Annotated in this window: 22 protein-coding genes; 12 read left to right on the top strand and 10 right to left on the bottom strand. The window is 72.8% G+C overall.

The window, feature by feature from the left end; all coding sequences use genetic code 11:
- Positions 1-195: 195 nt before the first annotated feature.
- From BL253_RS13020 to BL253_RS12990, 7 genes are all read right to left on the bottom strand, one after another.
- On the bottom strand, positions 196-1,410 hold the full coding sequence (locus BL253_RS13020; protein WP_076816721.1) for a polysaccharide biosynthesis protein: 1,215 nt from the start codon (positions 1,408-1,410) through the stop codon (positions 196-198).
- Entirely contained in the window at positions 1,403-2,305 is a 903-nt protein-coding gene (locus tag BL253_RS13015; RefSeq protein ID WP_076816719.1) for a dTDP-4-dehydrorhamnose reductase family protein, read from the bottom strand. Before BL253_RS13015 ends, BL253_RS13020 begins: the two co-directional genes overlap by 8 nt.
- Positions 2,302-3,633, bottom strand: a complete 1,332-nt coding sequence (locus tag BL253_RS13010; protein WP_076816717.1) for a glycosyltransferase family 4 protein — start codon at positions 3,631-3,633, stop codon at positions 2,302-2,304. Before BL253_RS13010 ends, BL253_RS13015 begins: the two co-directional genes overlap by 4 nt.
- Entirely contained in the window at positions 3,624-4,814 is a 1,191-nt protein-coding gene (locus BL253_RS13005) for a glycosyltransferase (RefSeq protein WP_076816716.1), read from the bottom strand. Before BL253_RS13005 ends, BL253_RS13010 begins: the two co-directional genes overlap by 10 nt.
- The gene (locus BL253_RS13000; RefSeq protein ID WP_076816714.1) at positions 4,802-5,914 is read right to left on the bottom strand and encodes an NAD-dependent epimerase/dehydratase family protein; all 1,113 of its coding nucleotides are present in this window, start codon (positions 5,912-5,914) and stop codon (positions 4,802-4,804) included. Before BL253_RS13000 ends, BL253_RS13005 begins: the two co-directional genes overlap by 13 nt.
- Positions 5,915-5,994: 80 nt before the next feature.
- Positions 5,995-6,729, bottom strand: coding sequence for an acyltransferase (locus tag BL253_RS12995; RefSeq protein WP_420801654.1), 735 nt, complete (start codon positions 6,727-6,729; stop codon positions 5,995-5,997).
- A gap of 91 nt (positions 6,730-6,820) precedes the next feature.
- Positions 6,821-7,828: a glycosyltransferase family 2 protein gene (locus BL253_RS12990; protein WP_076816712.1), complete on the bottom strand. Its 1,008-nt coding sequence runs from the start codon at positions 7,826-7,828 to the stop codon at positions 6,821-6,823.
- A gap of 332 nt (positions 7,829-8,160) precedes the next feature.
- Here BL253_RS12990 and BL253_RS12985 point away from each other — a divergent pair, with 332 nt between their 5' ends.
- The 8 genes from BL253_RS12985 to BL253_RS12950 all read left to right on the top strand — a co-directional run bounded on the left by BL253_RS12985 (position 8,161) and on the right by BL253_RS12950 (position 17,625).
- Positions 8,161-9,210, top strand: a complete 1,050-nt coding sequence (locus BL253_RS12985) for an NAD-dependent epimerase/dehydratase family protein (RefSeq protein ID WP_076816710.1) — start codon at positions 8,161-8,163, stop codon at positions 9,208-9,210.
- A gap of 41 nt (positions 9,211-9,251) precedes the next feature.
- Positions 9,252-10,409, top strand: a complete 1,158-nt coding sequence (wecB, locus tag BL253_RS12980) for a non-hydrolyzing UDP-N-acetylglucosamine 2-epimerase (protein ID WP_076816851.1) — start codon at positions 9,252-9,254, stop codon at positions 10,407-10,409.
- Between the two features lie 378 nt (positions 10,410-10,787).
- Positions 10,788-12,461 carry a tyrosine-protein kinase domain-containing protein gene (locus BL253_RS12975; RefSeq protein ID WP_076816708.1) on the top strand — a complete coding sequence of 558 codons (1,674 nt, stop codon included), beginning with the start codon at positions 10,788-10,790 and terminating at the stop codon, positions 12,459-12,461.
- Between the two features lie 123 nt (positions 12,462-12,584).
- A complete protein-coding gene (locus BL253_RS12970; protein ID WP_076816707.1) occupies positions 12,585-13,883 on the top strand; it encodes a glycosyltransferase family 4 protein in 1,299 nt (432 codons plus the stop codon).
- A gap of 5 nt (positions 13,884-13,888) precedes the next feature.
- Positions 13,889-14,743, top strand: coding sequence for a protein phosphatase 2C domain-containing protein (locus BL253_RS12965; RefSeq protein WP_131831488.1), 855 nt, complete (start codon positions 13,889-13,891; stop codon positions 14,741-14,743).
- Positions 14,744-14,938: 195 nt separating this feature from the next.
- Positions 14,939-15,667 (top strand): DUF4232 domain-containing protein, encoded by a 729-nt coding sequence (locus tag BL253_RS12960; RefSeq protein WP_076816703.1) that lies wholly within the window; start codon positions 14,939-14,941, stop codon positions 15,665-15,667.
- 290 nt (positions 15,668-15,957) lie between these two features.
- Positions 15,958-16,782: a class I SAM-dependent methyltransferase gene (locus tag BL253_RS12955; protein ID WP_131831487.1), complete on the top strand. Its 825-nt coding sequence runs from the start codon at positions 15,958-15,960 to the stop codon at positions 16,780-16,782.
- Between the two features lie 324 nt (positions 16,783-17,106).
- Positions 17,107-17,625 (top strand): hypothetical protein, encoded by a 519-nt coding sequence (locus tag BL253_RS12950; protein WP_241834742.1) that lies wholly within the window; start codon positions 17,107-17,109, stop codon positions 17,623-17,625.
- A 67-nt stretch (positions 17,626-17,692) separates the two neighbouring features.
- Here the strand turns inward: BL253_RS12950 and BL253_RS12945 are convergent, their stop codons facing one another.
- From BL253_RS12945 to add, 3 genes are read right to left on the bottom strand one after another with little or no spacing between them, the layout of a single operon-like run.
- Positions 17,693-18,205, bottom strand: coding sequence for a GNAT family N-acetyltransferase (locus BL253_RS12945; protein WP_076816698.1), 513 nt, complete (start codon positions 18,203-18,205; stop codon positions 17,693-17,695).
- Positions 18,206-18,216: 11 nt separating this feature from the next.
- Complete coding sequence (locus BL253_RS12940; protein WP_081438264.1) at positions 18,217-19,410, bottom strand: glycerate kinase; 1,194 nt, start codon at positions 19,408-19,410, stop codon at positions 18,217-18,219.
- A 58-nt stretch (positions 19,411-19,468) separates the two neighbouring features.
- Complete coding sequence (gene add / locus BL253_RS12935) at positions 19,469-20,446, bottom strand: adenosine deaminase (protein ID WP_076816696.1); 978 nt, start codon at positions 20,444-20,446, stop codon at positions 19,469-19,471.
- A 420-nt stretch (positions 20,447-20,866) separates the two neighbouring features.
- On the opposite strand from add, the gene BL253_RS12925 reads away from it, so the two are divergent.
- From BL253_RS12925 to BL253_RS12910, 4 genes are read left to right on the top strand one after another with little or no spacing between them, the layout of a single operon-like run.
- Positions 20,867-21,859, top strand: coding sequence for an SPFH domain-containing protein (locus tag BL253_RS12925; protein WP_096335987.1), 993 nt, complete (start codon positions 20,867-20,869; stop codon positions 21,857-21,859).
- Between the two features lie 10 nt (positions 21,860-21,869).
- Entirely contained in the window at positions 21,870-22,172 is a 303-nt protein-coding gene (locus tag BL253_RS12920; RefSeq protein ID WP_076816693.1) for a type II toxin-antitoxin system antitoxin, read from the top strand.
- Between the two features lie 33 nt (positions 22,173-22,205).
- Entirely contained in the window at positions 22,206-22,901 is a 696-nt protein-coding gene (locus BL253_RS12915; protein WP_076816691.1) for a GOLPH3/VPS74 family protein, read from the top strand.
- Between the two features lie 52 nt (positions 22,902-22,953).
- Positions 22,954-23,598, top strand: coding sequence for a LuxR C-terminal-related transcriptional regulator (locus BL253_RS12910; RefSeq protein ID WP_076816689.1), 645 nt, complete (start codon positions 22,954-22,956; stop codon positions 23,596-23,598).
- Positions 23,599-23,642 lie beyond the last annotated feature (44 nt).

Raw genomic sequence — 23,642 nt, 5'->3', positions numbered from 1 at the left:
GCTCCAGGCTCGTACGAGAGGCCGCACCTGGGCTCGGTAAGGCCCAGGTGCGGCCGGTCGGCGCCTCGGAACACCAGGCCAGCGCCGGGGGCGGGGCCTCGGGCAGCACCGCGGCGGAGACCTTTTCCGCGGCTGTCGGGTCGAGGTCGTGCGTGGCCGGTCCCGGCGGAACCGGCACGTCGATGCGGCCAGCCCCTACCGCAGCAGGTCGAGGTGGTCGGTCGACGGGTACTCGCCGGGACCGTCGGCCCCGGCGGCCGGGTGAGCGACGGGGTCGGTGCCGGCCCGCTGGTCGGGCACCACGCTCGGGCCGGGCGAGCCCGCGGCCGGCGTGGACAGCGGCGGCAGCAGGTTGTTGCGCCGCAGCAGGCCCGCGGTCTCGGCGAGACCGACGACGTTGTCCGCCGAGCTGTACTCGCCGGCCAGTTCGCTGGCCAGCGACGGCTCGCCGATCTCGGGCAGCATCGGCGAGATCACGTAGTACTGCCCGTCACGGCGGGTCCGGTGGCACTCCTCCTCGGAGACCATGACCTCGTGCATCTTCTCGCCGGGACGCACTCCGACGACCTCCACCGGCACGTCCCGGTCACCGATGAGCGCGTGCGCGATGTCGATGACGGTCGCGGCGGGCGTCCGCGGTACGAGGATTTCCCCGGGCCTCCCACGACGGATCGAATGGAAGATCATGTCGACGGCTTCGTTCAGGGTGACCAGGAACCGGGTCATGCTGGCGACCGTGATCGTGACCGGCCCGCCGCGGGCGATCTGGTCGAGGAACAGCGGGATCACCGAGCCGCGCGAGGCCAGCACGTTGCCGTAACGCACGCCGACGAACCGGGTGCGCCCGGACCGCTCGCGCACGCCGACGTTCGCGGCGGTGAAGATCCGCTCCTGCAGCGCCTTGGTCATGCCCATGACGTTGACCGGCTTGCAGCACTTGTCCGTGCCGACGCCGACGACGCAGTCCACCTGGTAGCCATGCTCGGCGACCGCGCGCACGATGTTCGACGCGCCCGAGCAGTTCGTCAGGATGGCCTGTTCCGGGAAGTACTCACACGCGGGCACCTGCTTGAGCGCGGCCGCGTTCACGACGACGTCCGCGTCGCGCACGCACGCGGCGACGTCCCAGTAGTTCCGGACGTCGCCGAGGCGGAATTCCAGGATCCGGTCGAAGTTCCGGTAGATCGTCTCGTCGGTCGTGACCCGCTGACGTAGGTAGGCCAGCCGCATCGCGTGCTGTTTGGCTTCGTCCCGGGACAGTATGATCACCTTGGCCGGCACCCCAACCTCGCCGGACAGGATCCGCCGGACCAGTACCTGTCCCAGCGACCCGGTGCCACCGGTCACCAGAACGCGCCGGCCGGTAAGCATTCCGGCACTGTCCCTCGCGCTCGCTGTGCTCTCAGTCATCGCTGCGTCCTCCGTGGTCCCTCAGCATGATCCGTTTGGCGAGCTMGTCGAGCATCGAGTCCCAGCCAGGGGCGGTGTAGCCGGTCGCGGCCGCGAACCGGTCGGCAAGCAGGCTGCGGTCACACGGCGGGCCGTCTATGGCCACCACCTCGGCCGCCGGCCGCCCGGCCGCGCGCAGCCTTTCCGACAGCCGGACGAGCAGATCGAACTTGGTGATCGGCTCCGGTGCGGCCACGTGCCACAGCCCGGTCAGGTCCTCGTGCTTGGTGAGGATCCGGTCGAGGAGCCGGGCGATCTCCATCGTGGTGAGCCCGGTGTAGACCGCCCGCTTGTAGCCGGATACCTGGCCGCCGCGACCGAGGAACCACTCGACCAGACCGCTGGCCCGGCCCGCCAGCTCCAGACCGATGATCGAGGTCCGCAGCGTCAGGGCAGGGGCCTCGCGGACCTCGCCGAGCAGCTTGGACATTCCGTAGACGTCGACCGGATCCGGCTGGTCGTCCTCGGTGTAGCGGCCCCGTCGGCCCGAGAACACGCAGTCGGTGCTGACGTGTACCAGCCGGATGTCGGCTATCCGGCACAGCCGGGCAAGGCGGTGCGGGAAGATCGTGTTGATCTCGACGGCAGGCAGCGCCATCTGTCCTTCGCTGCGCTGCTTGACCAGACCGACCGCGTTGAGCACCGCGCCCGGCCGGAATCGGTCGAGTAGGCCGGCCACGTCGTCGTGGCAGCGAACGTCGATGCCGGAGAAGACCCGGTCGGCCGGAAGCGCGCCCAGCGCCGCCGGCAGCCGGCCGGCGCCGCGTACCGTCACGGCGACGTCATGGTGGTCGGCGAGTGCGCCGGCGAGCTCGTGGCCGAGCATCCCGTCACCGCCCAGAACGAGGACTCTCATCCGGCCCTCCCCGGCGTGTCGGCCGCCGCCGGCCGATCTGGATGTGGTGGCTGAGACTGGTCGGCCATCTCCGCCGGCCGCGCGGCCGGGATCCGCTCGGGTACGGCCGCGCGGCCCGCGGCGGCGCGCAGGTGCCGCTCGACCCGGTCAAGCAGTGCGGCCCGCTCGTAATGCGCCACGTAGTACTCGCGGGCGGCGTTCCCCATGGCCGCGCGCTCGGCTGGCGTGAGCGCGCGGACGGACGCGATCGCGTCGGCGAGCGCCGCCGCGTCCTGCGCTGGAACCGCGAGTCCGCCCGCGGCCGCCACGACCCGGGCGGTCGTCCCGTCCGCCGCCGCCACCACCGGTCGGCCGCAGGCCAGGAACGACTGCACCCGGCTCGGGATCGTCAGCGCCCACACCGGGTCCCGACGCAGCGTCGTGACCACCACGTCCGCGTGCGCGAGCAACGCGGGCATCCGCTCGAGCGGCGCACGCCCCAGCAGGTGGACCCGGTCACCGAGGCCCCTTCGGCGCACCTCGTCCGCCAGCCACTCGCCGCGCTGGCCGTCGCCGAGGACCACCCAGTGCACGTCGGCGCCAGTGGGCAGGTCACGCAGCCGCTCGGCCGCGTCGACCAGCGTCTCGAGGGCCTGCGCCACGCCGAGGTTGCCGGCGATCATCGCGATGAACCCCTCGGGCATCCCGGCCTCCCGGCGGACCTGGGGGTCGGGGGGCAGCGGGCGGTAGCGGTCCTCGGCCCAGTTCGGCAGGTAGTCAAGCCGGTCGGCCGCGACGCCGGCCGCGCGCAGCGGCGGCAGGAAGTCCTCGGACTGGCCGAGCACCCGCGCGCAGCGCTGGTAAGCCGCGCCGACCGCCTTCTCGAGCAGGCCGAGCACCCGCTCGGAGCGCACCACGCCCGTCGCGCGAAGCGTGTGTGGCCACAGGTCCTGCACCCACAGCACCACCGGGGTCCCGCGGATTCGGCGCAGCAACAACGCCGGCACCACCATCGTCACCGGCGATATCTGGAAGACGAGCACGACGTCGGACGGCGGCAGCCGAGGTACACCGAACACGCTGGCGCTCGCGGCGAACGTCAGGTAGTTCAGCGCGAGCCGCCATCGCTCGCCATCTCCGCGGGAGGCCAGCGGCACCCGTACCACCTGAACGCCCTCGTACCACTCCCGGCCCGGCCGGCGACGGCGCGGAAACATCTCGCGACGCGGGTAGCTTGGCTGCCCGGTCAGGACGGTGACCTGATGGCCGCGTTCCCGCAGCCCGACGGCGAGGTCGTTGACCCGGAACTGCTCAGGCCAGAAGTACTGACTGACGATCGTCACCCGCACGGGCGCACTCCACTTCTTCTCACGAACTCGGTCGCGGCCCTGGCGGYCGGCGCGACGTCGGCGAACACCTCGAGGTGGCGAGCGGCGGCACGCTCCCAGGTGAGCTCGGCGAGCACCAGCGCGCGCAGGCGCGCGCCGCGCTGGGCCAGTGCGTCAGGGCGGGCGAGCAGCTGGCGCAGCCCGGCGGCCAGGCCGGGCGCCGTCGCCGCCACCACCAGCCCGCCGCCGCACCGCGCCACCTCGTCGAAACCGCAGGCATCGGTGATGAGCACCGGTGTGCCGTTCACCCCGGCCTCCAGAGCGACGATCGACATCGCCTCCCGCCGCGACGGCACGACCAGCAGCGACGCCGCCCGCAGCGCCTCCGTGCGCTCGGTGCCGGCGACGACGCCGACGAACCGGACCGCGCCGGCCACCCCGAGGGCCGCGGCCTGGGCGTGCAGCTCGGCGGCGAGTCCCTCGTCCGGCCCGGCGAGAACCAGCAGCCAGCCGTCGGCGGCCGCGTCGGACGCCGCGAACGCCTCTACCAGCAGGTCGACGCCTTTGATCCGGTTGAGCCGACCGAGGAAGAGCAGGTAGCGGCGGCCGGCGAGGTCGTGCCGGCGCAGAAAGGCCCCGCCCGCGTCCCGGTCGTGGTCGGCGGCGGACACCCCGTTGGGGATCACCCGCACGGCGGCCGACTCGCGGCCGTACCGCGCGAAGTCCGCCGCCTCGTCGGCGGTGACGGCGATCGCCGCCGCCGCCTCGCGCACGATCCGGGTACCGACGGCCGCGTTGTAGGCGCGCTTCGCGACGCGGCTGCGGCCGGCGACCGGTAGTGAGCCGCAGGGCGAGACCACCCACGGGACGTCGTGGCGGCGGGCGGCGCGGTAACCGAGGGCGCCCAGCGCCGTCCAGTGCCCAAGCAGATGCACGACGTCGGCGGCGGCGACCCGTTCGGCCACCCGACCCGGCCGCGCCGGCACATAGAAGCGGCGGTTCGGGCAGGGCACCGTGGTCAGCGCGGCGGGAGCCAGCGAACCGATCCGGGTGTCGGTCAGGTCGAGATCGAGGGTGAGCAACTCGGCGCGCAGGCCCGGCTCCCCGGCCCGCGCGTAGGCGCGGGTCAGCTGGTAGGCGCGCTCGGCCAGGCCGCCGCCACGGCGGGCGTCGGCCATCATCACCACTGTCAGCACCCGCACGGCGCGCCACCCCCAGGGGCGATGTCGACGTCACCGCCCGCGCCGATGCCCCCGGCGCGGGCTCGGTCCGGGAACTGGCCGTCGACGATTCGGGCGATCTCGTCGGCCAGCGCGCACGGAGCGGCGAACCCGGCGGCCCGCAGCGCCGCGGAGCTGTACCACTGGCCCGGCCGAGGGCGGCCGAGTACCCGGGCCGCGCCGTCGACCGCCGCCGCCGGCAATGGCAACCGCCACAGCGCGGGCAGGCCGGCGAGCCGCCGGACGGCGTCCTGCATGGCCGCGTAGTCGACGTTCGCCCGCGCCAGCGCCGGATCCGCGCGGCCCGGATCGTCGACGACGTTGAACACCGCCCGGCGCGCGGCCAGCGGGGTGTCGAGCGCGAACTGGACGGCGGCAGCGGCATTGTCCGCCGTCACGTAGGAGACGGGGGTACCCCGCCGGAGCGAGCCGAGCGCGGCCGCCCGGACCGGTCTGCGCAGCGCGTCGAAGATCGGCTGGTAGGAAGGCGGACGCCGGGCGGAGATCACCGAGCCCATCCGCAACACCACCAGCTCGCAGTCGGCGCGCAGTTCTGTCAGCCACGGTTGCTCCGCGGCGAGTTTGGCCCGGGCATAGGCCGAGCGAGGCCGGCAGGCCGTGGTCTCGTCGACCAGGCCACGGTGGCCCGGTCCGTACACCGAGACCGTGCTGATCAGCGTCACCCGCGTGATCCGCGGGCAGGTGTTGACCGCGGACAGCAGGTTGAGCGACATCGCCACCGCCTGCTCCGGGTCACCGAAGTTGTGCGCCAGGTGACACAGTGCCGTGTCCGCCGGCATGTCCAGGGCCTCGACGCGGTGGGTGACCAGCGCCCCGGCGGCGAGGTCCACGCAGGCAAAGCGCTCGCGCGGACCGAGCACCTCCGGYTGGCGCCGGCCAAGCAGCACCACACCACGGCCGGCGAGCGCCGCCCGGACGTGGCCGCCGAGGAATCCCCCGCCGCCGGTGAGCACCACCTCCGACCCGGCTACATCTCGCCGGAGACTGGGCACCGGGGCCGCGACCGGCGGTGCCGCGCGCGCGGCGAGCGGCCGGGCGAGGTACTCCGTGGGCTTATCCACGTCACTTCTTGTATCACTTGCAACACTTAAAGTAACTGACCTGTGGTGACGAGGGTGGCCGAGTTCCGTACCGCCCCGGACTAGAGCGCCTGTGGCGTGGGGCGCGGCGTGGGGACACCGGTCCGGGCGGCGCTGGCCGGGACGTCGATTTCACCACCGTCGGTGACCTGGCCGGCACGAGAGGACCGCAACGGCGCCGCCGGCACGCCGCCGACCCGGGCGCCGGCGGCCACGTCGGAGGTCACCACCGCGCCCGCTCCGACGATGGCGCCGTCGCCGACGGTGACACCGCGCAGGACCGTCGCCTTCGCCCCCAGCCACACGTCGCGGCCGAGCACCACCGGCGACGCCGCGAACCGCATCGCGGAGGCTGGGACTCCGGGGGCGACCACGTGGTCCTGGTCGCGGACCACACACATCTCCGCCAGCAGGCTGCCGGCGCCTATCACCACCTGCCGGCGGGCGACCACCACGCAGTAGGGACCGACGAAGTCCGCGCCGAGGTCAAGGAGTGCTCCGTCCTCGGCCTCGAGATGGACGTCGCGGGCGAGGACGGCTCCCCGGATGACCATCGTCCCGTGCGGGGCGCAGCGAATCACGCAGCGTGGCCCGAGGAAGGAATCGAACCCTATTCGGACCCGCGGCTGTGTCATCCGCAGCAGGACGATCCTCGTCCACGAGGCGACACGCGCCGTGCCGCGCAGGCATCGCCGCACGGCATGCGCGTAGGCGGCCATGAGGCCGGTGGTCCCGACGTCGTCCGCCGTCCTGTCGGGGCCCGGTCTCGCGGCGGGGAACAGCGGAGTTCGGCGCACTGCCATCCTCTCTTTCCGCGGGTCTCCTCGGCGTGCCTGAGGACTGGCCGGCTGTCGGCGGACCTGGTGGCCACGACTGCCGGGACCGGGCTCAGCCCGTGGCGCGTTCCCAGCGCGCCGGTCGTGGCTCGTCCGGCAGCGGGGAGTCGACCGGCGGCAGCGTTCCGACGCCGTCGACCAGGCCGCGCCCATACGACCGGCAGAGGGAGAGCCCGCGCCCATGCGCCAGGTCGAAGACCGTGTGACGGGGGAGCGCGGCGAACGCCAGCCAGAGCGCGACCGCGCGGGCTCGCCAGGGGTGGCCGTGGACCCTCGCGAACCAGAGGCGGTTGCGCACCGTGTAGTAGGCGTACGCGTTGCCGGGGACGGTTCCGCCGCCGGTGTGCCATGCCTGGTAGGGGCTGACCATGACCCGCCAGCCGGCGGCGACCGCGCGGAGCGCCAGGTCGGTCCCCTCGTAGTAGCGGAAGTAGCGGGTGTCCATGGGTACCTGGCGGTGGCACTCGGCTCGCACGAAGAGGATCGCGCCGGGCACGAACACGACGTCGGCCGGCTCTGGGCGCCCTCGGCGACGGCGGCGCGGCACCGTGAACAGCGCGGTCAGGCGGTCCGCTCCGGGGTGAATCCCGTCCGCGTTGAGCAGGGTGGGGCCGACGATGCCGACGCCCTCGCGGGAAACGAGATCGAGGCAGGCCAGGACCGTCCGCTCGGGCAGCAGCACGTCATTGTCGAGCAGCAGGTAGACGTCGGTGTCCTGCTGGGCGTCAGCGCCGAACCGGAAGCCGCCGGCGAACCCGAGGTTGGCGCCGGGAACGAGCCAGTTGGTGGCGGCCGGCAGGTCGCCCGGGCGGAGACTTCCATCGTTGGCGACGACGATCACGTCCGTCACCGCGGACATGTCGTCGAGCCGTCGGGCAAGTTCCACGGTCGGCTCGGTCGGTCCCCAGTGCACGATGACAGCGGTCGTCCGCGGCCAGCGGGCCGTCGGGTCCGGGGCGTCGACCGCGTGGTCGACGAGTGGCGGGTCCGTCGCGTCCGCGGTGCCAAGGGACTGTTCGCGGCCGTCGACCTTGGGTGGGGAAATCGTCCGCAGGCTCATCGCACCCTGACCTCCAGGCGGGACACGCAGATGTGTCACCGAATCTTTACTATTAGTGATCGAGCGTAGGCCAGCCGGCCGCCAATCCGAGGCTCGCCGGGAAGCGTGTCGCGGGCCGGTCGCGCGGCACGCGGCCGCGGCCAGGCGGTCTGTGAGCCGGTTGACGTCACCGACCGGGAAGTCGTGGCTGAGGCCACCGGTCAGGGTGTCGGCGGCGTGGGCTGTCGAGGATCTCAGACTTCGTGGCCTAGTGTAATTTTATAGCTACTCTGTGTGGCGCAGTTGTGAGAGTTTCCGCGCTGGGAGCCCGAGACGATCAGAGGAGCGGCTGGATGGCGAAGGTCGTGGTGTTCGGCGCCACCGGGTTCGTCGGGYGAGCGGTAGCCGAGGCGATCGCCGCCTCAGGCGACGAGGTGACGCCGTTGCCTGYCCACCGGCTGCGCGCCAGGCCGACCCGTGTTGTCGAACTGGCGGACTTCCTCGCGGCGACGGCCGCCGGAGACACGGCGGCCAGGCAGGCAGGCTCACCGACGGCGCCGGGTTTCGACACGACGTTCGATGGGGCGCTCAGGACTGGACTTGTCGACGCCAGGGTCGTCGACGACGTCGCCGCCTCGCTGAACGGGCATGACGTCGTCATCAACGCGGCCGGGCTGCCGGACGCGACGGCGCCCGCGACGCCCGAGCTGTTCGGCGCGAACGCGCTGTGGCCCCTTGTCCTGGGCCTGGCCTGCGAGCGCGCCGGGGTCGCGCGGCTCGTCCACGTGAGCACCGCCGCGGTCCAGGGCAGGATCCGGATCCTCGATGACAGTCCGCGGTATGCGCCGGTCAGTCCGTACGCGGAGGCGAAGGCGCTCGGGGAACGACTGCTCACCGGCCTCGCCGGGAGCAGCCGGCTGTCGGTCACTCTGTTTCGGCCCCCGTCGGTGCACGGAGCCGGACGGGACCTCACCCGGGCATTCGCCCGGTGGTGCGACCGTTTCCCGTTGGTCGTCAGCGGACGAGGGGACCAGCCGGTTCCGGTGGCTCTGATCGGCAACGTCGCGGCGGCGCTCGCGGCGCTCGTGACGGCCGACGACCCGCCCCTGATCGTGTCGCACCCGTCCGAGGGCCACACGGTCCGCTCGCTCTACGGGTCGTTCGCGCCGGGCCGGCGAATCTGGTCGCTGCCGCCGGGGGTGGTCCGTGCGGTCCTGCGCGCGCTGGAGCCCGTGGGCCGGGTCTTCCCTCCGGCGGCGGCGGCGAGCCGGCGGCCGGAGCTGCTGTTGCTCGGCCAGGCACAGGCAACCAGTTGGCTTGAGGGCCAGCGGTTCGTGCTGCCGCTCGGGCACGCCGAGTGGGCCGAGCTGGCGCGCCGCAGCCGCGCGGGCCTGGCGGTCTGATCACCTTCCGCACCGGACCGACGTATTCGGGAGAGGCGCCGATGTCGCTGGACCGCCTGAAAGTAATGATCACGGTGGGTACGAGGCCGGAGGTAATCAAGCTGAGCCGGGTGATAGCCGAGCTCGAGCGACACCTCGAGGTCTGCCTCGTCCACTCCGGCCAGAACTACGACTATGAACTGAACCAGATCTTCTTCGAGGAGCTGGAGGTCCGCAAGCCGGACCATTTCCTCGACGCCGTCGGCGCGACCGCGGCCGAGACGATCGGTCAGGTTATCGCGCGGGCGGACGCGGTGATGGCCACCGAGAACCCGGACGCCCTCCTCCTCTACGGGGACACGAACACCTGTCTTTCCGTGATCCCGGCGAAGCGGCGCCACATTCCCGTTTTCCACATGGAGGCGGGTAACCGGTGTTTCGACGACCGCGTCCCCGAAGAGATCAACAGGCGGCTCGTGGACCACCTCAGCGACGTGAACCTCCCGCTGACCGAGCACGCCCGCCGGCACCTGCTCGCCGAGGGCCTGCCGCCGGAACGGACGTTCGTGACCGGCTCGCCGATGAAGGAGGTCCTTACCTACTACCGGCCGGGTATCGATCGCAGCGACATCCTGTCGTCGCTGGGGCTGCGTGCCGGCGAGTACCTGGTGGTCAGCGCGCACCGGGAGGAGAACGTCGACCAGCCTGAACTGCTGCGCGCCCTGCTGGTGACGCTCGACCGGCTCGCCGTCACGCACCAGGTTCCGATCATCGTGTCCACGCACCCACGCACCCGCGACCGGCTGGCGGAACTGCGTCGCGACGGTGCCGCGGTCACGCTCGACGAACGGGTGCGGTTCTGCAAGCCGTTCGGCCTCTTCGACTACGTCGCGCTGCAACGCGACGCCCGTTGTGTCGTTTCCGACAGCGGGACGATCACAGAGGAGTCCTCGCTGCTCGGCTTTCCCGCGGTCATGATCCGGGCGGCGCACGAACGGCCGGAGGGCATGGACCACGGCGTGCTCGTGTCGAGCGTCCTGCATCCGGACAGAGTGCTGGCCGCGGTTGAACTCATGACGACGCCGAACCGGTCGCACCCGCGTGTCGTCACGGACTACGACGTCGGCGACGTCTCGCGGCGGGTTCTGCACATCATCATGAGCTACGTCGACAACGTGCGCCGGACGGTCTGGCGCGAGCGTCCCCCGCTCCTGTCCTGAGCTGCCGCTGCACCGCGGTGTCGCCCGCGCCATCGCGGTCTGCCTGGTCGGGTCCGCGGCCAGCGCGCGGCGTCACTGTCCGTCAACCTCGGTCGGTCCCGTGGTATGCGGATTTTGCGTGTGCCGATCACTGTCGCTCGGTACTTCTCGGCTTAGTCGCTCGACCGCCTGATGCGATGCCCCATTGCCGCTGGTGTTCCGGCCCTCGGGATGCGGCCATCCATCGCGCGTGTAGGTCTTCCGGCGCGCCTCCATTGGTTTCGGCGCATCGGCTCTACTGTCACTCTGGGTAGTTAGTGGATCTCTTAAAGTGATCAAAGCGGCGGGTGTGGTCGTCGTCGGCCGCGCTCACCACGACGGAAAGGGAGGAGCGAGCCCGTGGAGACGGACCCCACTGCGGACCTTCGGGTCGATCTTGCCCGCAGTAGCCGGAGCATGGTCGTCATGCTTGCGCGGCGATGGCACCTGCTACTTGCCGTGACGATCCTGTGCGGCATGGCCGGGTTCCTGTTCGCCTCGCTCCAGTCGACGCTGTACTCGAGTAGCGCGACGATGCTTCTCAACGACCCGCACATCTCCAGTGTGTTCAACGACAACAACCGTTTTGTCGGCGACCCGTCGCGATATGTCCGCTCCCAGGCGCGCTATCTCACCTCCACCGAGGTGCTCACGACCGCCCGTTCGCTCCTCCACAACCGGCTCACGGTCGAGCAGCTGCGAGGCCGGGTGCAGGCGACCTCGTCGGACCAGCTCGACCAGGTCAACGTGACCGCCACCGACCCGACGGCCGAAGGCGCCRCCGCCGTGGCCAACGCCGTCTGCGAGGCCTACCGCCAGACCGTCCGGAACCTGACCCAGGCGAACGCGAAGTCCACCACGGACGAGCTTGACCAGACGATCACAGGCCTGCGCGGACGTATCAGCGACCTGGACGAGCAGCTGAACTCGAGCGACGGCCCGGCCGACCCGAGCCTGTCCGCCGCCCGGCAGGCCGCTGCCACCCAGCTGCTGACGCTGCAGAGCCGGGCCGACGAGATCGCGGTGGACACCGCGACGTACGGCGACGGCGTGYAGATGTTCGAGCAGGCGAACCCGCCGAGCGCGCCGACACAGCCCAGGCCGCTTCGCGCGATCGCCATCGGCGTCTTCATGGGGCTGTTGCTTGCCGCCGGTGTCGTGTGGTGGCGCGACGAGTTCCGCCGGAAGGCCGACGAGAAGCAGGACCCGGCGGCCATCCTCGGCGTCCCGCTTCTCGGCGACGTCCCCGAGTTCGCCGTCTCCACCGGCGACCGGGCGCTGCCCGCCGCGCGCGACCCCGGCTCCCCGGCGGGCGAGGCCTACAACTTCCTTGTGGAGAGCATCGGGTTCGCCCTTGCCGCCGAGGGCGGCGGCAGCGTTGTCGCGGTGACCAGCGCACGCCCCGGTGACGGCAAGACGGTGACCGCGCTCAACCTCGCGATCGCGATGGCCCGCGACGACCGCAAGGTGGCGGTCGTCGACGGTGACGAGCGGATGCGGGGGCTGACCGGGCTCGCCGACGTCTCCCACGAGCCGGGTCTGTCCGACCTGGGCGGCGACGTGCCGATGAGCGCCACCGTGCGTGACCTCGACGTCAGCGGTGCCGAGGCGCTCGACGTCGTGCCGGCCGGCACCGTGCTCGACGATCCGGCCAGCTTCTTCCGGACCGGCCGGTTCCGCCACGCGGTCAGCCGGCTGCGCGACTACGCCGACGTCGTCATCGTCGACTCGCCGCCGCTGCTCGCGGCCAGCGACGCGGCCGCGATCGCCTCACAGGCCGATGCGGTGGTGCTGGTGGTCGGGCGCGGCACGCCGCTGCGGGTACTCTCCGAAGCCCGCCACCGGCTGGAGTTCGTCGGCACGCCGGTGCTCGGCTACGTCTTCAACAGGTCGGTCGGGTCCGGGCGGCGCTACGGCTACGGGTACGGCTACGGGCACCCGGCCCGATCCGCGGCAGCGGCGGCATCGTCTGGCCGCCACCGGGTTCCCGACCAGCGGCTTGGTCAGGACAGCTCGGTCAAGGCCAGCCGATGACGACCGATCCGGCGCCACGGCTGGGCCGCGCCGTCCCAGGTCCGCAAGGAACCTGGGACGGCGGCCCGGCCCCACCGCCCGCGAGGCCAGAACACGCATGGCGCCTCGAGGAAGGGCGAATCGATGAGGGTGACGATCGTCAGCCAGTACTTCTGGCCTGAGCGGTTCCAGGTCAATGACCTCGCCGTAGGTCTGCGCGAGCGCGGCCATCGGGTGACGGTGCTGACGGGACAGCCGAGCCACCCGCACCGGCAGGCGTTCGCGGGCCGCTGGCGCTCGGCCAGGGAATGGTACGAGGGCGTCGAGGCGGTGCGGGTGCCACTGGCCTCCGGTGGTGGCGGCGGCGAGCTGTGGCGCCTCGCGCTGAGCCACCTGTCCTTCGCGGCCAGCGCCAGCGTGCTGGGCGTGCCCCGGCTGCCGCCGTCCGACGTGGTGCTCGTCTACCAGGTGTCGCCGGTGACGACGCTGGTGCCAGCGCTGCTGCTGAGGCGGATCCGGGGCACTCCGGTGGTGCTGTGGGTGCAGGATCTGTGGCCGTGGAGCCTGTATGCGACAGGCGCGGTCCGCTCCGAACGGGTGCTCACCCTGCTCGACCGGATGGCGCGCGCCGGCTATCGGCGCTGCGCCCGGGTACTCGGGCGGTCCGAGGACTTCCTGCCGCTGCTACGGGAGGCCGCCGTCCCGGTCGACCGGCTCGACTACCTGCCGAACTGGGCGGAGGAGCGCTACCGCCCCGTTCCGGCCGACCCGGAGGTGCGCCGCGCGGCCGGAATCCCCGACGGGTTCGTCGCGATGTACGCCGGCGACCTCGGCGTCGCCCAGTCGCTGGAGACGCTGGTCGCGGCGGCCGAGCGACTGCGGGAGGACCCTCATGGCGCGCGGGTGCGCTGGGCGGTGCTCGGCGGCGGCCCGAGGGCTGAGTGGCTGGCGGATGAGGTGCGCCGAAGAGGCCTCGGTGACCGGGTCCACCTGCTGGGACGCGCCCCGTTCGAGCGGCTGCCCGACCTGCTGGCACACGCGGACGTGCTGGTCACGACACTGCGTCGCGATCCCGTGTGGGAGTTGACGGTTCCGAGCCGGGTACAGTCGTTCCTCGCCTGTGGCCGGCCGATGGTCTCGTCGGCGACGGGCGCGACGGCCCGTGTGGTCGCCGCGGCTGGCGGAATCGCGGTACCGGCGGAGGACCCGGTGGCGCTCGCGGACGCGGTCGTGAAGGTGGCCGCGCTGGGGCCAGCCGAGCGGGCGGCGATGGGCGCCGCCGCGCGGCGGTATTACCTGACCCACTACCAGCGGGCCGCCCTGCTTGACCGGGTCGAGCGACATCTGCGCGCCGCCGCGGGTCTGTCGGCCGCGCCGGAGCGGGTGCCGGTCGGTGGGCCGGCTGTCGGCGCGGGCGCCGCCGCGCCGGCCCTGAGCAGGTGACCGACGTGGCGGCGGGCCCCCCGCGCGCGGCGTCGACGGTCCGCTCTGTACTGCTGCTGGGCCCGGACCATCCGACCCGGCGCGAGACGGTCATCGCCGGCATTTCCGCGTGCGTCGACGGCGCCGGTGACCATCGGGGCGACCCGGCCGCACTCGGCGCGGCGCTGTCGGCCGGCTGGTTGCCGAAGGCGGTGCCGTCCGTCGAGCCCAACGAGGACGGCGTCATGCTGGCGGCCGGCCCCGGTGGGCTGCTGCTCGCGGTGGCGGACGGCCACGGCGGCTCGGCCGCCGCGACCGCGGCCCTGCGCGCGCTGGCCGTCGCGGCGGCCGACCTGCTCGCCCCTCCCGCGGAAGGAACCGATCGCCGTGGTGGCGCCCGACTCGTGCGCGCCCTCGCCGCGGCCGCCGTGGACGGCGTCGCGGATGTCGCCGAGCCGGCGCGCACCGCGCTGGGTCTCGTGCTCGCCGTCGACGAGTCGATCTTTTCGACCGGTTATGGCGACACACTGACGGCACTGGTGCGTCGAGGTCGCCCACGGGTGATCAGCACGCCGTCCGAGTTCCTCGGTCCGGGTACCCGAGGGAGCCAGGACGAGGGCCGGTCCGTCGAGAGGCGCCGCCGTCGCCCGGGAGACGCCGTCCTGATCGTCTCCGACGGCGTGCCCGACTACCTGGGCCGAGCCTTCCCCGAAGCGGTGGGGACCGTTCTGCGCGGCGACGGGCGGTCCGTTCCCGACGCGCCCGCGGTCGCTCGCGCCCTCGTCGGCCGGGCCGGGGCCGCCGGTGCCGGGGACAACATCACGGCGGCCGTGCTGCTGCCCGCCGCGCCGCCATCATGGCGGGCCCGCCTGCGCCGCTGACGCGGCGTTCCGCTGTCTCGGCCAGGGTCGCGAACGTAGCCGTGGGAACTCGGAACTTGGCGCGACACGCTTTTTACGGTGCGTGGAGCTTCCCTAGTCATCGCTCTCTGGCTACGGTCTTTTCCGTCAGGATTTGAATGCGGTGCGTCAGCAACATGTCGCGAGGCGGCCGCCTGCCAGACCAAGGAGCCCGCGATGCGGACGGATCGGGTCAGGGCGCCGGCATGCCGGCGGCATGCCGGGGCGCCCCGCGCCGGAAGGGCGAAGGCCGCCGCGGTGGCCGCGGTCGCGCTCGGACTGGTCACGGCCGGGTCCGGGTGTGGCTCGACGATGGCCGGCGGCAGCCCCGCGACCGTGGCCGCGGCCTCGTCGGGAGCGGGTTCGCGAGGGCCCGCGCAATCCGCCGCCCCCTCGGCGTCCGGCCGGGACGGCGTCGGCGCTTCCGGCGCGGCCGCGGCCGGATCCAGCGCCGCGCCCGAGGAGGTGGCGGCCGCGCCCGTCTGTGCGGCGGCCGCCCTCTCCGGCAGGCTGGACGACATCGAGGGCGCTGCCGGACAGGTATACGGAAAGCTGGTGCTCGCCAACGCGGGCCCGGCCGCCTGCAAGCTGAACGGCTTCCCCGACGTCCGATTCGTCGACGCCGGCGGGGCCGAGCTCGGCGCGCCGGCGGACCATGACGACTCCAGGCCCATGCCGGAGCCGGCACTGCTGGCACCAGGTGGCACGGCGACGGCCGTGCTGCGCATCACCCAGCCGGGCGTCCAGCAGGGCTGCCTCACCTCGGACGCGACCAGGGAGGCATCCGCCCTGAGGGTGACACCTCCCGGCGGAACAGGCACCGTGTCGGTCGGACTGTCCGGCGGCGTCGCGGCGTGCGTCTCCACCGACGTCCGCCAACTCCTGATCGGCCCGCTGAGCGCCTGACGCCCGCTGCCGGCCCGCGCCCGTGCGCCGGCGAGGTCCTGGCGCCGTTCCCCGGCAGGGGCCCGCGGGTTCCCGCCTGGAGGCGCGCCCGAGCTGGTTTCATCCACGTCCGCGCCGGACTCGGCGGAGACATCGGTGCTGTCGGTTGTGCCGCGCAAACCCGGCGTCGCCGGAGTTGCCGGGAGTACGGCGGCAGGCAGGTGAAACGCGCGACTTCTTCCCGGCGACGCCCTCCGCTGGTTTCCTGGTAAATCCTAGGGGCGCGCAGACGGCCGGCGGAGGGAGTCGTGATGGACGACGCGACGACAATTCCCGGAAGAAATCCGACGTCGGCGGCCGCGCCGGTGGCACCGGGGTCGCGGGATGCCCGGACGGCGGCCGCGTGGGTGCCCGCGCAGCCGAGGGCTGGGCGGGCGGGCGACCAGGCGCCCGTCACCACACACCGACTGCCGCGGGTACGCGTGGTCGACCGCGACGAGTTCCTGCTCGGCGCGGCCGCCGGTCGGGTGGTGACCCATGTCGGGTTCGTCGACGCCACCGTGCGCGACGACATCGCGCGCACCGACGGCCGCTGGCTGCACGCCCGGCTGGCCGGCGTCGCGCGGGACCTGGTCGGTGTCGACATCAACGTGGATGGCGTCGCCGGGGCGCGGGCTGCCGGTTACGAGGCCCACGCGATCGACTGCGAGGACCCGGCCGACATCGCCCGGGCGGCGATCCGCCCGGCCGAGCTCGTCGTCGTCGGCGAAGTGATCGAGCGCGTCGACGGCGTCGGGGCCTTCCTCGACGGCCTGCGCGCTCTGACCACGCCCGACGGGACGATGATCGTCACCGCGTCGAACGCATTCCGGCTGATGAATCTCGCGGCCACGCTGACCGGCCGCGAGCTGGCGCATCCAAGGCACGTCTCCCGTTTTTCGTGGTACACGCTCGTCAATGTTCTGGAAAGAAACTCGTGGCAGGTCGTCGCCTTTCATCCCTATGAGGACTCCGAGGGAGCGGCACCCGGCCGCGCACGAACCGTACTGGCGGCCGAACGCGCCGCGAGACTGTTCGCGCCCTTCCTCGCGAGCGGACTGATAGCCGTCTGCCGCCAGGCCCCTTCCACCGGCTGATGGTCGCTGGCGGGCCGTCCTCGCCCTCGGCCGCCGTCCCTCATGCGCCGGATCCCGGCTGGCCGCCGATTCCAGGCCTTGAGCCAGCCGCCGGATGACGTCTTCTCCTGGTTGAGTGGCGCGCGGTGGGCAACAGCGTCACACGTCCTGCTCGCCGGGCGTCCGCGTTTATCTCACGCGGCCGGGACTGTTGCCACCGTCCCGGCGCGTGGTTGGGATCGCGGCGGTCCCGATGGCCATGCGGCGAGGTTTCCTCGTCCTACCGACGTCGAAATCGAAGGYGTTCGCCACGCGTTCTGCCGGGCGGTGCGACCGGAAGGCCTCGTGTCAGCGACCATGGAGGACGTGGGGCCCAGACACAGTGACGACCAGGACCCGGCCCGCGTCGACCCGGCCGGCCGCGGCATGCTGTCCGCACTGGTCGCCCTCGTGCGGGACACCCGTGGCGACGAGTCGACGCCGATCCGGTACATCCAGTGCGACACCTGCGGGGGCCCGACGCCGCATCACGCCGAGGTCCAGATCTTCTCCGCGACCTCCCGGAACCCCACGTTCGTCGCGTCGCCGCCCGAGGTGGTCTGCGGCATCTGCGCCTCGGTCCACCCACGCGTCGTCGATGACGAGCCGCCGCTCGGCACTGAGCTGACCTGCGCCGCCCGTGGCCCACGCCCCTGGCCGGTGCGGCGGCTGGTCCCCGACCGCTGGCTCGCGCGCCGCTGGCTCGGCGCCTGCACCCACCGCTTCTCCGTCCCGGCCGCCGCCGCCACGGTCGTCTGCCCCCGTTGCGCCACGACCCAGCCCGGCCCGGGCCCCGCCGCCCGCCCCGCGCGCGACCACCTCTGATCCTCGCCGGGGTCGTCGGCCGCGACGCCGCGGTCGGCGGCGATGAAAGGCCCGGGCCGCGAGACGGTCACCGCATCCCGCCGTCCCGATCCCCTGGCCGGGAGAGGGAGTAGACGGTTGTGGGGCGGTCGAACAGCGTGTCCTGGCGAAGGGGCCGGAAGCCGAGGCGTTCGGCGACGCGGATCGACCGGGTGTTCGCCGGCCTGATCATCGCGGTGAAGTAACGATCAGGCAGTTCGCGAAAGCCCCAGTCGAGCCAGGCGCCGGCCGCCTCGGTCGCGTAGCCGTGGCCCCAGCGGTCGGGCCGCAGGGTCCAGGCGATCTCGACCTCGTCGAAGGACTCCCAGTACCGCAGGCCGGACACACCGATGAAGTCCCCGGTCGACCTGAGTTCGATGGCACAGCGCCCGTGGCCGCGCGCGGCCCACTGCCGTTCGACCGCGGTCAGGCGGTCCAGCGCCTCCGACCGGGAGTAGGAGCCGAGGAAACGGCTCACCTCCTCATGGGCGTGGAGGCTGACGTAGGCGCCCACGTCGTCGACCCGCAGCGGGCGCAGCAGCAGCCGTTCGGTCTCAAGCATGTCGTGTCACGTTAGGCGATGGGGGAGTCGGGTCGCTTCGGCGCCCGAGCCGCCTCCCGAGGTCCCTGGCCGGTCACCCTGGCGCCGGCCAGTCGGGCCGCCGCGGCGGCGAGCCACCGCTCGGGCTCGGCGAGCGCCGCGGGGACACCGCGGGCCAGGGTGGCGATCGCGAGAGCGGCGTCGACGCCGGGCGGCGACGGCGCGCCCAGCTGGCCGGCGACGATCAGGACCGGCACCGGGCCGGCCTCGCCGCCGCGGGCGGCGGCGAGGCGCAGTACCCCGCCGACGACCTTGCCCGACATCGAGGTCGCGTCGAAGCGGCCCTCGCCGGTGATGACGAGGTCGGCATCGGCCAGGGCGGTGGGCAGCCCGGCGTGCTCGGCCACCGTGGCGGCACCGGGCACGAGCCGGGCGCCCCAGGCGGCGGCGAGGCCGTAGCCCGTGCCGCCGGCCGCGCCGGCGCCTGGCGCGTCGGGCTCGCCGCCGAGCAGCTGGGCGAGCCGGTGCAGGCCGTCGTCGAGCAGGCCGATGTCCTCAGGGCTCGCGCCCTTCTGCGGGCCGAAGACCGCCGCGGCGCCGCGGGGTCCGCACAGAGGAGCGTCGACGTCGGTCAGGCAGAGCACCCCGCCGGGCGGCGCCGGGCGCAGCCCGCGCGGGTCCGCGACGGCCAGCCCGGCGAGCGCCCCGCCACCCGGTGGCAGCGGAGCGCTCGCGTCGTCGAGGAAACGGGCGCCGAGGGCCGCCAGCGCCCCGGTACCGCCGTCGGTCGACGCGGAGCCGCCGAGGGTGACGATGATCCGGCGGGTCGCCGCGTCGTCGAGCGCCGCGGCGAGTAGCTGGCCCAGGCCGATCGTGTGCGCGCCGAGCGGGTCGCGCCGCGCGCCGAGCAGGGGCAGGCCGCTGCCCCTCGCGAGCTCGACGACCGCTGTCCCGTCTGGCAGCGCGAGCCACTCGGCGTCGACCAGGCGGCTGTCCGGGGTGCCATCGGGGCCGGTGACCTTGACGGGCCGGCGGCGCGCGCCTGGCACGGCGGCCGCGAACACGTCGAGCGTGCCCTCCCCGCCGTCCGCGATGGGCAGCCGGACGACGTCGTCGCCGGGCCGGGCTGACAGCCAGCCGTCCGCGAGTGCCGCCGCGACCCGGTCGGCCGTGAGTGAGCCCTTGAACGAGTCCGGCGCGATCACGACCTTCAGTCGACGATCCATACCGTAATTTTGGTTCGCTCCGTCCGGGCAGCGCATTCCGGCCCCGTACTCACGACCATCAACGCAGCCAGGCGTCGATGCCGGCGAGAGCGCGTGCCTGGACGTCGGCGGGGGCGGCGCCGCCGGTGATCGAGCTGCGGGCACAGGCGGCGAGCTGCTCGTCGGTCAGGGCGAGCGCTTCGCGGCACAGCTCGTACTCCTGCAGGCAGCTCGGCCCGAAAAGGAGCGGGTCGTCGGCGTTGATCGAGCAGCGCACACCGGCGGTGAGCAGCGCCGGGAGCGGGTGCTCGGCCAGCGATGGCACCACGGACAGCTGCACGTTCGAGGTAGGGCAGACGTCGAGCGTCGTTCCCCGCTGCGCGAGGACCTCGACCAGCGCCGGGTCCTCGATCGCGCGGATGCCGTGCTGGAGCCGGTCGGCGTCCAGGATGTCGATGGCGGCGCGGACGGACGCCGGGCCGTCGAGCTCGCCGGCGTGCGGGGTGGACAGCAGCCCGGCGTCCTTCGCATAGCGGAACGCGTCGACGAACGGGTCCGGCGGGTAGCCGTTCTCGTCGTTGTGCAGGCCGAGCGCGACTATGCCGGCGTCCCGGAAACGGACGGCCGTCTTGGCGACCTCCACCCCGTGCTCGGGAGTGTCCAGGACCCGGTCGACGGCCGCCATCCAGCGCACGGTCACGCCGTGGCGGGCGCCGGCTTCCTCGCCGCGGGTGAGCACGGTCTCCCAGGCCGCCTCGGCGCTGGCGAAGATCTCCAGGTACGGGTACGGGTAGAAGCTCGGCTCCAGGTAGACGATGCCCTCGTTCGCGGCGTCCTCGACCATCTCGTCGACGAGCCGCTCGAAGTCGGCCACCTCCCGAAAGATCGGCAGGATGCCCCCGACCACCTCGCCGAAGCCCCCGAATTCCGTGAAGCCGGTGGTTCGGGGCGTCGGCAGGCCGCTGCGCGCGGCGAGCGCGGCCAGCGTCGACGGACGCATGCCGAGCTCGAAGTGCAGGTGCAGATGCCCCTTGGGCAGGTCGCGCAGGTCTCGCATCACCAGTCCTCACGCCGCGTGGTCGGCTCGCCGCCGCGATAGCGCCGCGGGCAGGTCCAGCCTGGCCGGCGAGCCGGCGAGGCAGTCCTGACCCGCGGTGGCGCGCCTGCGACGACGGTACGGAGCGAACCGTCCGCCCGGAAGATCATGGCCTGGTATTTACCGCTTGGACACACGTTTCCCCGCGTCACGCGCACACCGCGCACCGCGTTCGCCGCGCCGCCTGACGCGGTCCCGGCCGGCGGCATCCGGTCGTCGACACCGGTCCCCGGCATCGCGGCCGAACGACTGTCCGATGCGCGACGCGCGCGAGCCCGAGAGGGGCTTACGAGGTCAACAGAAAAGTGATATCACTTTGATAGACGACGAGCGGGGTGCCGCCAACAGGGTGGCCCGCTCGCCGGATCGGAGGAGACCGCTATGACCACGGGTAACCCGCCCCAGGCCTCGACGAACGCAGCCGGCCCGGACCCCCACCGGGACGGCCTCGACCCGGGCGAAGTGGTCGACATGCCGCGGCCCCGGGTAGGGGAGCGCACGATGACAGGCCTTTCGGGCGCGGTCGGGCTCCTGGGCGCGCTCCTGATCTTCGTGATCGGGGCGGCGCTGATCGTGCTCGCGGGCCTGCTGTTCGACGACGGCACGGGTGGCGGCGGCGCGGCCGCCCTCGTCGCCGGGCTGCTCGTCCTGATCGCCAGTTTCGTGTTCCTCGGCGGGCTGACCGCCGTCGCTCCAGGGCAGGCGCGGGTCGTGACGCTGTTCGGCCGCTATGTCGGGACGATCCGGGTCACCGGCCTGCGCTGGGTGAACCCGTTCACCAACCGGCGCAAGGTCTCGACACGGATCCGCAACCATGAGACCGGCGTCGCCAAGGTCAACGACGCTGACGGCAACCCGATCGAGATCTCGGCCGTGGTGGTGTGGCAGGTCGCCGACACCGCGCAGGCTCTGTTCGAGGTCGACGACTTCGTCGAGTTCGTCGCCATCCAGACAGAGACCGCCGTTCGGCACATCGCCACCCGATACCCGTACGACGCGCACGAGACAGGGCAGATGTCGCTGCGCGAGAACGCCGACGAGGTCACCGGCAAGCTGTCGGTCGAGATCGGGGCGCGGGTGGCGTCAGCCGGTGTCCACGTCATCGAGTCGCGGATCACCCGGCTTGCCTACGCACCCGAGATCGCCCAGGCGATGCTGCGCCGTCAGCAGGCGAACGCGGTCGTCGCCGCCAGGTCCCGGATCGTCGAGGGCGCGGTCGGCATGGTGGAGACGGCGTTGGCCCGGCTGGAGAGCCAGGACGTCGTCGAACTGGATGAGGAGCGTAAGGCGACCATGGTCAGCAACCTGCTCGTGGTGCTGTGCAGTGAGCAGTCGACCCAACCGGTGGTGAACGCCGGATCGCTCTACCACTGATCCGCGGCCCGTGACGGAGCGGAAGAAGATCCTGCTACGGCTCGACCCGGCCGTGCACGACGCGCTGGCGCGGTGGGCTGGCGACGAACTGCGCAGCACGAACGCCCAGATCGAGTTCCTGCTGCGTGGCGCGCTGTCGTCCGCCGGCCGCCTGCCAGGCACCGTCGGCCGGATACCGCGCCGCGGCCGGCCGCCCAGGTCGGCCGCCGACACATCGCCACCGTCCGGCGAGGACGAACTCACCGCCGGGGTCGCCGACGAGGCCGAACTCGAGGCGGACCACGACCATCCAGCCGATGACGACGACTCATGACTCCCAACGCCGCATGGACCCGAGGAGCATGCCGTGGACCTGCCCGACTCGCTGCCAGCCCAGCTTTACCTGCTGACCTACAACCCGGAGAAAGAGCGGATGGACGGCTGCGTCGCCAGTGGCTATCTGGGACCGGCGCTGCGCGCCGCGGCCCTGCTGGAACTGCGGCGGCGCGGCCGGATTCTCGACGAGGCCGGCAAGGTGGTCCCGGGCCCGGGAGCCCGTGCCGGTGGCCGGACCGGCGCGCCCGGTGGCGCCGGCGCAACGGCGCTCGATGACCCGATCCTGACGCGGGTACTGGAGCAGGTCGGGACCTCCGGGCGTCAGCGCTCCTGGAAACACTGGATCGGTAAGGACAACCGGCGTACGACCCGATGTGCCCGCGACTACCTGGAAGCCGGCCGCTGGGTCCGGGTGGACCGGACGCGGGTGATCGGGATCTTCCCGCGGACGGTCGTCACTGTTCGCGACCCGCGTACGACACGGGCGCTGATCAACGACGTGCGCCGCGCGCTGCGCGGCCCGACACCGGTGGACCGCCTCGACGGCCGTGACCGCCAGCTCGCCGCGCTCGGCGCCCTCGCCGAGATCCGCGTCCTCGCCACCGGACGGGAGCGGCGCGCGCACAAGGCCCGCATCGGCGAGCTCACCGCCTCCATCGCCCCGGCCGGCCACGCCCTGCGCAAGGTCGTCCAGGCCCAGAAGGCCGAGCACAGCGCCGGAGGATGAGCCAGCCCCGACCGGGCTGACGGGCGTCCGGGTGAGGTGGAAGGCTGTACACGTGCGTGTCGTTCTCGCCGAGGACCTGGCCCTGCTGCGTGACGGGTTGATCAGGCTGTTGACCGCCTACGATTTCGAGGTGGTCGAGGCGGTCGACAACGGGCCGTCACTGGTGCGCGCGCTGACCGCGCACCGCCCCGATGTCGCCGTCGTCGACGTCCGACTGCCGCCGACCTTCACCGACGAGGGCCTGCTCGCCGCGATCGAGGCACGTTCGCGCATCCCCGGTCTGCCGGTGCTCGTCCTCTCCCAGGACGTGCAGCCGCTGTACGCCCGCGAGCTGCTGGCCAGCCCCGGGGGCGGGGTCGGCTACCTGCTCAAGGACCGGGTCAGCGACGTCGGCCAGTTCGTCGACGCGATTCGCCGGGTCGCGGCCGGCGGGTCCGCGATGGATCCGGAGGTGGTGGCCGAACTGCTGACCAGGCGTTCCCGGGACGAACCCCTGCGCACCCTGACGGCCCGCGAGCGTGAGGTACTCGGGCTCATGGCCGAGGGACGCTCGAACGTCGCCATCGCCGGCCGCATGTTCGTCACCGAGAAGGCCGTCGGCAAGCACACCAACAACATCTTCAGCAAGCTGGGCCTGCCGCCGTCCGCCGACGACAACCGCCGCGTCCTCGCCGTCCTTGCCTATCTGAACTCCTGAGGCGGGCTCGGGTGAGGCACCCAGTGCCTCACCCGAGCCCGCCT

Origin of the sequence: Pseudofrankia asymbiotica (assembly GCF_001983105.1) — a bacterium.
In the GTDB taxonomy this organism is placed as follows: Bacteria; Actinomycetota; Actinomycetes; order Frankiales; family Frankiaceae; genus Pseudofrankia; species Pseudofrankia asymbiotica.
The sequence above is the reverse complement of the archived record's forward strand: the minus strand, read 5'-3'. Positions and strand labels throughout refer to the sequence as shown.